Source organism: Fulvivirga sp. (assembly GCF_040220315.1).
In the GTDB taxonomy this organism is placed as follows: Bacteria; Bacteroidota; Bacteroidia; order Cytophagales; family Cyclobacteriaceae; genus Fulvivirga.
This window is the reverse complement of sequence record NZ_JAVJUY010000089.1, coordinates 1-9,114: the sequence shown is the minus strand read 5'-3', so window position 1 is coordinate 9,114 and position 9,114 is coordinate 1. Positions and strand designations below refer to the sequence as shown.

The window sequence follows — 9,114 nt, the reverse complement described above, 5'->3', positions numbered from 1 at the left end:
CCAAAATCACATTTACAACAATATTAATTACGAGAAAAATGTCACAGACATTGAACTTTTCGGTGCACTCAAGGAGTGAATCACCGGCAAAAACGAACATCAACGTAAGAGGCTTTCACCTCATCGTAGACGAACCCGAAGCACTGGGTGGCACGGATCAAGCGCCAAATCCTGTAGAATATATTCTTGCAGGTTATGCAGGCTGCATTAATATAGTAGCCCACATTGTCGCGAAAGAGCAAAACATCAATCTCAAAGATTTAGAGATTGATATCAATGGCGATTTAGATCCGGCCAGACTATTCGGCACTTCATTTTCTGAAAGAGCCGGCTACAAAAATCTTCAGGTAAACCTGAAAACAAGTACAAAGCTCAATGAAGGTCAGCGGGTAAAATGGCTCAAAGAAATTGAGTACAGATGCCCTGTAAACGACAATCTGAGCAATAAAACACCTATTAAATTTTTATTAACACCTAACAATTAGAAAACATGTCAACACAATTAAATTTTGAAACATTACAGCTACATGCTGGATACGAAAATGTAGAAGAAAGCACACGCTCAAGAGCGGTGCCTTTGTATCAAACCAGCTCTTACACTTTTAAAAATGCGGAGCATGGTGCCAATCTCTTTGCATTAAAAGAGTTTGGAAACATCTACACCCGCATTATGAATCCTACTACGGACGTATTCGAAAAGCGAATTGCTGCTTTGGAAGGTGGTGTGGCTGCACTAGCAGTAGGTTCCGGACAGGCTGCCCAATTTATTGCCCTTAATAATATTCTCAGAGCAGGAGATAATTTCGTTTCAACTTCATTCTTATATGGCGGTACATTCAATCAATTTAAGGTTGCATTTAAACGACTGGGCATTGAAGTACGATTTTCTGAGAGTGATAAAGCAGATCATTTCGCTAAACACATCGATGAAAATACCAAAGCCATTTATCTGGAAACCATCGGAAATCCCGGTTTCAATGTACCAGATTTTGATGCCATTGCTGAGTTAGCCAATAAGCATGATATTCCATTAATTGTAGATAATACCTTCGGTGCGGGGGGCTATCTTTTCAGACCAATAGAACATGGTGCGGCAGTGGTTACTGCTTCGGCAACAAAATGGATTGGCGGTCATGGTACTTCCATCGGTGGAGTTATTATCGATTCAGGAAATTTCAATTGGGGTAATGGCAAATTTCCTGATTTCACAGAGCCTTCAGAAGGATATCATGGATTAAAGTTCTGGGATACTTTTGGTTTTGATAACCCTCTGGGTCTACCAAATATTGCCTTTGCCATCAGAGCCAGAGTAGAAGGTTTACGTGATTTTGGTCCGGCCTTAAGTCCGTTCAATTCTTTCTTGCTTTTACAGGGTTTGGAGACACTTTCGTTACGAGTGCAACGTACGGTTGATAACGCTCTTGAACTGGCTAAGTGGTTGGATAAACACCCATTGGTAGAATCGGTGAATTATCCCGGATTAGAAACAAGCAGCTATCATGAACTTGCGAGAAAGTACCTGAAAAATGGCTTTGGTGGTGTGCTCTCCTTTGTCATTAAAGGAGGAAAAGAAGAAGCAACTAAGTTCATTGACAGCCTTGAGCTGGTGAGTCATTTGGCCAATGTAGGTGATGCAAAAACCCTGATTATTCAGCCTTCTGCGACCACCCATCAACAGCTGAGTGAGGAAGAACAATTGTCTTCAGGAGTATTACCTAACCTCCTCAGAATATCAGTGGGAATAGAACATATCGATGACATTAAAAATGATTTAGCCAATGCCTTCAGTAAAATCAGAAGTTCAGAGCACGCAAAAGTCTAAGGTTGAGTTGTTCAGTTTCGATCAAGAGTTTGGGTTAGAGAGCGGTAGCTCTCTGCCCGAGCTTAAGATCGCCTACACAACTCATGGCAAACTGAATGCAGCCAAAAGCAATGTGATTTGGGTATTTCATGCTTTAACCGCAAATGCCGATCCAACAGACTGGTGGCCTGATATTGTGGGCCATCAAAAAGTGATTGACACATCGCAGTATTATGTAGTATGTGCTAATATTTTGGGATCGTGCTATGGCACCACTGGTCCGGATAGTATTGATCCGGCTAACGGAGAGAAATATGGATTAGATTTTCCATTGATCACGATTAAAGATATGGTGAAGGCTCACGAGTTATTACGAAAGCATTTAGGCGTGAGCAAAATCAAGCTGGGCCTAGGTGGCTCTATGGGCGGACAGCAACTATTGGAATGGGCAATAAGTTCTCACGATTTGTTCGAAAATATCTATCTCATTGCCACAAATGCGCATCACTCAGCGTGGGGAATTGCATTTAATTCTGCACAACGGTTGGCATTAGAAGCAGACCCAACAATCCAATACAAGTATGAAGGTGTTGGCGAGAAAGGGTTGAAAGCGGCCAGGGCTATAGCCATGCTGTCTTATCGCAATCAAAATACTTATAGAAAAACACAAAGTGATTTTGAAGACAAGATTGATGGATACAAGGCTGATAGTTATCAAAATTATCAGGGTGAGAAATTGGTAAAAAGGTTCAGCGCCCACGCTTACTGGGTATTAACAAAAGCCATGGACAGCCACAATGTTGGTCGCGGAAGAAAATCGGTTCGAAATGCATTAACAAAAGTGACAGCCAACACCATTGTGGCTGGGATTAAAAGCGATTTACTGTTCCCCTTTGCAGAGCAGCGATTTATTGCTAAAAACATAAAAAATGCCCGATTTGAGTTAATTGATTCACTTTTCGGGCACGATGGATTCTTAATTGAATCCGAAAAAATTAAAAATCACCTTTTAAAATTATTAAAATGAGCAAACTAACGATAGGACTATTCGGCTTCGGATGTGTTGGACAGGGGTTTTATGAAATCCTAAATAATGAAAACAATCCGCTATTTGAAATCAAAAAAATTGTAGTTAAAAATGAAGAGAAAGAACGGTCGGCACCTAAAGAATTATTTTCTACCAATGCAGAAGATATTTTCAACGATGCTGAAATTAACTTAATTGTTGAATTAATTGATGATGCTGAAACGGCTTTTCAAATTGTAAGAAGATCTCTCGCTAGAGCAATACCGGTTATTTCTGCGAATAAGAAAATGATTGCCACCCATCTGGAGGAGCTTTTTGAACTGCAGGAAAGGTTTAATACGCCTTTATTGTATGAAGGTGCTGTATGTGGGAGTATCCCAATTCTCCAAACTCTTGAAAACTATTATCAAAATGATAAAGTGAATGAGATAAGAGGTATTTTTAATGGCTCCTCTAATTATGTTTTATCAAAAATATTGAATGAAAATCTTAGCTATGAAGCTGCCTTAACTCAAGCACAGGAATTAGGTTTTGCAGAAACTGACCCCACGTTAGATGTTGGCGGTTATGACCCAAGCTATAAGCTGGCTATACTGATTAAACATGTTTTTGGTGTTTCTATTGACCCAAATAAGATCACACGGTTAGGGATAGATCAATTGTCTTCCACCATTTACGATTATGCACAAGCCAGAAATTTAAAAGTAAAGCTCATAGCGAGCGCCAAAGTAAGTCATGGACAGATTTCTGCGTCAGTTATACCGCATTTGGTAAGTAAAGAAGATGAAGAATTTACAATTGAAAATGAATTCAATTCGGTTGCCATCGCTACAGAATACACGGGCAAACAGCTTTTGGTAGGTAAAGGAGCAGGAAAATACCCTACCGGTCTAGCTGTTTATAATGATCTTAAAAATTTGCTCAAAGGGTTTAAGTATAAGAATAAGGAGTCTTTGGTAGCATTAAATGATGAGCCAATTACAGTATTTATTAAATATGAACAGAGCGGCTTCATCATTAAGTTCTTTGATCAGATCAAGGAACACAACCTCACTAAAGGAGAAAGTTATATAATAGGAGAAATTGCTCCCAGTAAATTAAGAACGCTAAAAGGGTTTAATGATTTGTCAGTAGCGGTTTTTACAGAAAATGCAATAAAAAAGGCTCAGCTGAGCACATCCTACAGCTATGCCGTTTAGTTGTTATGCATAGGTTTTGGAATGTTGTTATTCTTTGAATTTTAAATCTTTACAATTATAGTTTTAAACAATTCCTCAATATATTTGTAGTCCTATTTAGCGAGGATTTAATAAGTAAGAAATCATCAAATTCATATGACTACTACGGTAATAATAACGTCAATTGTCGCCTTTACAGCAATTATACTTTTACTTGTGCTTATTTTATTATTTGCACAATCTAAACTGGTACAAACTGGACCGGTTAACATTGTTATTAACGGTGACACGGATAACCCGATCACAACTTCAGCAGGATCAACTTTACTTTCTACTTTATCGGCACAGAAAATATTTTTGCCTTCCGCTTGTGGTGGTGGTGGTACTTGCGCCATGTGCAAGTGTGTTGTTGAAGACGGAGGTGGAGATGTATTGCCTACTGAAGTAGGCCATCTTAGCAGGGCAGAACAAAAAGAAAACGTACGTCTTTCGTGCCAGGTGAAAGTGAAACAAGACATGAATATCCGCATTCCTGAAGAAATCTTTGGAATTAAGAAATGGGAGTGCGAAGTGGTTTCAAACTACAACGTTTCTACTTTTATTAAAGAGTTTGTGATGAAATTGCCAGAAGGTGAAACACTAGATTTCGAAGCAGGAGGTTACGTACAGATTGACGTTCCTGCTATTGAAGTTGATTTCAAAACAATGGATATTACACCAAAGCCTGAACTTGGGCACCCAGATGATAAGTACAAAGAAGATTGGGATAACTTCAACCTGTGGGATTTAACCATGAAAAACGATGAGCCCATTTTCAGGGCTTATTCAATGGCCAACCACCCGGCTGAAGGTAATATTGTGATGCTGAACATTCGTATTGCTACCCCACCATGGGATAGAGATGCTGGTAAGTGGATGGATGTTAACCCAGGTATTTGTTCTTCATACGTATTCTCAAGAAAGCCAGGCGATAAAGTTACTATTTCTGGTCCGTATGGAGAGTTTGCCATCAACCCTACAGATAGAGAAATGGTGTACATTGGTGGTGGTGCTGGAATGGCTCCACTAAGGGCTCAAATTTTCCACTTATTCCATACAGAAAAAACAGATAGAAAAGTTTCTTACTGGTATGGCGGTCGTTCCAAGAAAGAATTATTCTATACGAATCATTTTAGAAAAATTGAAGAAGAGTTTCCTAATTTTCAATTTAACATTGCCCTTTCTGAGCCACTGGAAGAAGATGACTGGAAAGTGAAAAAATCATTAGATGATAAGAAGGCTGATGGCTATACTGGTTTTATTCACCAGGCATTATATGATAACTACCTGAAAGATCATCCGGAGCCAGAAGAAGTTGAATACTACCTATGCGGGCCTCCATTGATGAATGCGGCAGTATTGAAGATGCTGGATGAGATGGGTATACCACCTGAAAACATTCGCTTCGATGACTTCGGAGGTTAATCAATAAAAATCTAAACCCTGACGATAACCGTCAGGGTTTTTTGTTATTTGATCAAAATTGTATTTTAGGATCAAATTCAACCAATGGATCTAAAGATATTTTTCTCCCCGTTAGAAGAGGATTTATTCTCGCACATAAGAAGCTCAAACAGCTTTTATAAAAACATTAAATATAACATCGACAAAATGCCCAGTTTCCTGGGAGCTGACATTGCCATTGTTGGTGTAAATGAAGAGCGAGGTACACTTACCAACAAGGGGACGGCCAAGGCAGCCAACGAGATCCGCAAGAAGCTCTATGCATTGAAAAAAGGTACCGGCAGGTACAAAATTGTTGATTTAGGGAATATCCGATCTGGTATGGATTTAGATGAAACCTCTGGCCGATTAACCGAGGTTTGTGCTGCTCTCATTCAAAATAATGTGTTGCCAATAATTATTGGTGGATCACATGATCTGGACTACGGCCAATACCGGGCGTATGAGGGGATGGAGAAGTTAATTAGCCTACTGAATGTAGATGCTTTTTTGGATATGGAGGAAGGCGTAAGTGAACCAGAAAGTGATAAGCACATTCACAAAATTCTATTGCACGAGCCTAATTATCTATTTAACTACAGTCACCTGGCGTATCAAAGCTATCTGATTGACCAGAGTGCTATCAATATATTAGAGAAGCTGTACTTTGAAGCCTACAGGATCGGACATTTGCGTTCGAATATTTCAGAGATGGAACCTATCATCAGAAATGCGGACATGCTTTCTTTTGATATCTCAGCCATTAAATCATCGGATGCTCCCGGTAATGCCAATGCACAACCTTTTGGCCTTACTGGTGAAGAAGCTTGCCAGATAACCTGGTATGCAGGTATTAATGAAAAATTGAGCTCAGCAGGTTTTTATGATTACAATCCGGATAAAGATGATGACGCCAAGAAGACAGCCTCTGTAGTGGCTACCATGATTTGGTATTTTATCGAAGGCTATTACCACAGAAAGAACGAGCAAAAGTTTAAAACCAATGACTATTTAAAGTTTGTGGTATCAATGCCGGGAGACCCTGACGCTTTAAATTTTTACAAAAGTAAATTAAGTGAAAAATGGTGGTTGGAAGTTCCTTACCCTCAAGGAAAAGATAAGTATGCACGAAATTGTATTATCCCCTGCAGTTACTCAGACTATCAAACTGCAACAAAAGGTGAAGTGCCAGAACGGTATATTACCACGCATGCCAAATTGATATGATTATAAGTGTTATTGGGTTAAGTGAAGTGAGCGGTACAGTGGAGAGCTTGCTGCTTCACAAGTATGAAAATTGTGTGCATAATCTGGTAGATATTGCTGAAATAGTGTAGCTCAGGAAAATAAAAAGCTAGTTACCAGGATTTTTTTGCATGATTGAACTTAAACCTGATGTGATAGTTATCGCTTCAACAAATCCTGTAGAGTTGGTAGCTCAATGGATCAGCGAATATTATAACCACAGAATAAAGGTATTTGGTAGTGGCACCAGCATAGATACCTATCGCTTGAACTACCTTTTAGGTAAACATGGTGCCAATATATCCATTAAGTAGTATCAAAAATGAGCCTGTGAGTTACTATTTCAGGGATGAGCAGCTAGTAGAAATCACGTTAGAGCTAAAGTCATCAGCTAAATCTATTCGTAAAACTGAAGTAACTACAAAACATGGTATTGCCCAATTTCTTCTACATATGATGGAGTGGATAGAAAGTAAGAGCTTCATTTGGCCTGTTTCAGTAATGATAATTGAAGAGTATAAGAAATTGCTAGAAGTGAAGGAATATGTCTGCTTTTCATCATCCTGTGCCTTGGCAGATGAGGAGATAGTAATCCAACCAATGAGCTTTACACAAAAAGAAATAGGCGAATTAAAATCCGCCTATCACTCAATTTTCAACAATCACTAAATTTATTCTCTATTACTCACAGCATTATCAGGATCACTTCCATTAATAATGGTAATCTTCATATCCTGAATGGATTGATCATTCAATCCGAGTGGATTATCCGTGAGATCATAACTAAGGGTTTCTTTGATAAAGGCCTCACATAAGTCGCCATTGGCATTATGATTTAGGATTACTCCAAACTGATATGGATAAATAGTAATGATAACTTCTGGCCAAATCAACTCAAATTCGTGCGTTTCACAACCACCAGCGTAACCAACATCTATTAATAGAATATTATTTTCCACTTTCACGGCAAAAATTGTAAAACTATCTGATGTTTTTTCGCCTTTCTTAATATCATCCAGTACATCATTAAATTCTCCTTGACCTGTTTGAAGTAGAGAGCTTTTATCATTAGGAATTTGTGCAGCATCATCCTCAGAGCACGCAGCCAATCCAATAAACACGAATAAAATCAACAGGTTAATAATTTTCATAGTTCTGCATTTAAGTATATCTGTAAGACACCATGTATTAAAAAAAGGTTGGAACCGAGATTGAGATACTTAGCTTCAAAATCAACCGCCAATCACTAATTAATGAATACTACTCTGTGGCTTAATTAATTTTATACTATGAATTCCAAAGTAATATTAACCAGCTATTCAATACTACTATGCTCAGCAGGTATTCTTATGCTTTTTTTGGGAGATGAAATTGTAAGCTACCTACACTTACCACAATCCGATATCTTAAATATACTATTAGGCGGATTACTATTTGGCTTTGGCCTGGTTAATTGGCACTCTAAAAATTTAACTGTTGGAGGTATTTATGGAAGACCTTTACTGATAGGCAATTTAGGTCATTGTCTCATTGGTTCGATTTCATTTATCAAATTAACCTTTAGTAATCCAACTCCGCTTATCCTTAGTATAGCCTTTGTTTACAGCGTATTTGCCATATTATTTACCTACCTGATGTACTCTCACCCCAAGCCCAATAATAATTAGGGTTAGATTGTGTTAAATAACAGTTAATGCCCATTTTTGTAGCTTATTTAGCTGCAATCAGAATGAGGTTATCGCAATTAGCAAGAAAATTAGGAGTTACACAGACGGATATCAACGAACTTTTGTTAGAAAAGGGGTTTGAAGCACCTGAAGGGGGTAATTCCAAGCTTACTGAAGAGCAAGTAACTGCGCTATATAAGCATTTTGATATACCCGTTTTTACTGAACCTGAGGAGCTTAAAAAACTTGAGCCCGAAGTTGTGGAAGAAGAAGTTATTGACGAACCTCATGATGAGGTAAAAGAAGAAGATTCTTCGGATAAGGAAAAGCAAGCAAAAATTGAGGAGACGCCAAAAACAGAGGAGCCAGTAGTTGAGAAAAAAGGAATTACTGTTGACGATATAACAGAAGAAAATATTCCTTCATTTGATGTGGTAAGGGCTAAAAAAGTGAAGCTAGAAGGGATAAAAGTAATTGGAAAAATTGATCTTCCTGAACCCAAGCCAAAACCAGATAAAAAGGAGAAGAGTGAGGAGGAATTAGCCAACCACGATAAACGCAGCCCAAGAAGGGGTAGTAAATATAACAAGGGTAATCGCAGAAAGAGAGAGCCACTGACATTTGAACAAAAGCAGAGGCTTGAAGAAAAGAAAAGGCTTCGAGAAAAAGAAGAGCGGGAAAAAAAGCTAAAAGAGAAGAAAAAAGCCTATTTCG

At 38.5% G+C, this 9,114-nt stretch carries 10 protein-coding genes and 1 pseudogene; 10 read left to right on the top strand and 1 reads right to left on the bottom strand.

Annotation, left to right across the window (positions count from 1 at the left end):
• From RLO81_RS03975 to RLO81_RS03940, 8 genes are all read left to right on the top strand, one after another.
• On the top strand, positions 1-485 hold a 485-nt coding region (locus RLO81_RS03975), incomplete at its 5' end, for an OsmC family protein (protein WP_350107554.1).
• Between the two features lie 5 nt (positions 486-490).
• Positions 491-1,822 carry an O-acetylhomoserine aminocarboxypropyltransferase/cysteine synthase family protein gene (locus RLO81_RS03970; RefSeq protein WP_350107551.1) on the top strand — a complete coding sequence of 444 codons (1,332 nt, stop codon included), beginning with the start codon at positions 491-493 and terminating at the stop codon, positions 1,820-1,822.
• On the top strand, positions 1,779-2,828 hold the full coding sequence (locus RLO81_RS03965; protein WP_350107548.1) for a homoserine O-acetyltransferase family protein: 1,050 nt from the start codon (positions 1,779-1,781) through the stop codon (positions 2,826-2,828). Before RLO81_RS03970 ends, RLO81_RS03965 begins: the two co-directional genes overlap by 44 nt.
• A complete protein-coding gene (locus tag RLO81_RS03960; protein ID WP_350107545.1) occupies positions 2,825-4,027 on the top strand; it encodes a homoserine dehydrogenase in 1,203 nt (400 codons plus the stop codon). The genes RLO81_RS03965 and RLO81_RS03960 overlap by 4 nt, the downstream gene beginning before the upstream one ends.
• A 135-nt stretch (positions 4,028-4,162) precedes the next feature.
• Positions 4,163-5,470 carry an NADH:ubiquinone reductase (Na(+)-transporting) subunit F gene (nqrF, locus tag RLO81_RS03955; RefSeq protein ID WP_350107542.1) on the top strand — a complete coding sequence of 436 codons (1,308 nt, stop codon included), beginning with the start codon at positions 4,163-4,165 and terminating at the stop codon, positions 5,468-5,470.
• 84 nt (positions 5,471-5,554) lie between these two features.
• Positions 5,555-6,715 carry a formimidoylglutamase gene (locus tag RLO81_RS03950; RefSeq protein ID WP_350107539.1) on the top strand — a complete coding sequence of 387 codons (1,161 nt, stop codon included), beginning with the start codon at positions 5,555-5,557 and terminating at the stop codon, positions 6,713-6,715.
• 149 nt (positions 6,716-6,864) lie between these two features.
• On the top strand, positions 6,865-7,047 hold the full coding sequence (locus RLO81_RS03945) for a hypothetical protein (RefSeq protein ID WP_350107537.1): 183 nt from the start codon (positions 6,865-6,867) through the stop codon (positions 7,045-7,047).
• A gap of 16 nt (positions 7,048-7,063) precedes the next feature.
• Positions 7,064-7,402, top strand: a complete 339-nt coding sequence (locus RLO81_RS03940; protein WP_350107534.1) for a hypothetical protein — start codon at positions 7,064-7,066, stop codon at positions 7,400-7,402.
• Positions 7,403-7,404: 2 nt separating this feature from the next.
• Here RLO81_RS03940 and RLO81_RS03935 read toward each other — a convergent pair whose 3' ends face one another.
• Positions 7,405-7,884 carry a hypothetical protein gene (locus RLO81_RS03935; protein WP_350107532.1) on the bottom strand — a complete coding sequence of 160 codons (480 nt, stop codon included), beginning with the start codon at positions 7,882-7,884 and terminating at the stop codon, positions 7,405-7,407.
• A gap of 138 nt (positions 7,885-8,022) precedes the next feature.
• Between RLO81_RS03935 and RLO81_RS03930 the strand changes: the two genes are divergently transcribed.
• The gene (locus tag RLO81_RS03930; RefSeq protein ID WP_350107529.1) at positions 8,023-8,400 is read left to right on the top strand and encodes a hypothetical protein; all 378 of its coding nucleotides are present in this window, start codon (positions 8,023-8,025) and stop codon (positions 8,398-8,400) included.
• Positions 8,401-8,426: 26 nt separating this feature from the next.
• A pseudogene (locus tag RLO81_RS03925) lies at positions 8,427-9,114 on the top strand (hypothetical protein); the annotation flags it as partial.